This is a genomic window from Mycobacterium sp. E136 (assembly GCF_001666865.1).
Lineage (GTDB): Bacteria > Actinomycetota > Actinomycetes > Mycobacteriales > Mycobacteriaceae > Mycobacterium.
The window spans coordinates 1-850 of the sequence record NZ_LZJE01000011.1 but is presented as its reverse complement, the minus strand read 5'-3'; the positions used below and the strand labels follow the sequence as shown (position 1 = coordinate 850).

Genomic DNA, 850 nt, shown 5'->3' with positions numbered 1-850 from the left:
GGAGGATTCGAGAACTACTTCCGCGAACTGGGCGAACTGCTCATGTCCGGCCAAGCCGCGGTCGCATCCGGCGCACCCCTGCATGAGTCTGCCGAATTTCAAGAGCTGGCGACCAACTACGGCCTGACCTACGGCACGCCGGACTGGATGGACGATGTGGTGCGCCGGTACGGATTGTCTGCGGCGACACATTGACCGACGTTCTTGCTCCAGGGCGAACTTGACGCCGACGTACCCGTCTCAAACCCTGCGCAGGGGGGACCATCGGCGATAGTCTCGATTCAGCCTTGCAGTGAGCGCTTCGAATTGGCCAAGCTTTCTCACCGAGGCTGTCGAAGGAGGTGTCGAGTGTTCGATCTGTCAAAAGCTTCCAGCCGACGCCTCGGTCTGGCGATCGTCGGCATCGCGTTCGCCGCGGCCCCCGTCATCACCGCATTGGGCGGCGGCCCTGCCCAATCGATCGGCGAACCGGCGTGCAGCGGCAGCGAATCCATCGTCGATGGGACGCCGACATGTGTGCCCGCACCCGCTGCCCCCGGGGTGTCCAACGTGCAGCCGCCCCCCGTCGACACCCAACAGCAGGACGGCGGCGCGAACAAGGTGGTGCCCGGTACCGTCGCCAGGGTTCCGGGAGCGAGCGCCGCGAACGCCGACAACGACACCGACACCGGCGGCACGGCAGATAGCGACAATGACTCCGACAGCAAGGGCGACGGGGGCGGCGAGGCCTGAGGCCACCTCTCGCCGTCGCGAGCGCTCAGCCCTAGTGGTGCCCGCCGTCCTGCTGTTGGGTGTCGACGGGGGGCGGCTGCACGTTGGACACCCCGGGGGCAGCGGGTGCGGGCACACA

At 67.1% G+C, this 850-nt stretch carries 1 protein-coding gene and 1 pseudogene; both read left to right on the top strand.

Annotation, left to right across the window (positions count from 1 at the left end):
* Positions 1-195: pseudogene (locus A5698_RS28820) on the top strand (cupin domain-containing protein); the annotation flags it as partial.
* A gap of 153 nt (positions 196-348) precedes the next feature.
* Complete coding sequence (locus tag A5698_RS00840; protein ID WP_068292088.1) at positions 349-732, top strand: hypothetical protein; 384 nt, start codon at positions 349-351, stop codon at positions 730-732.
* Positions 733-850 lie beyond the last annotated feature (118 nt).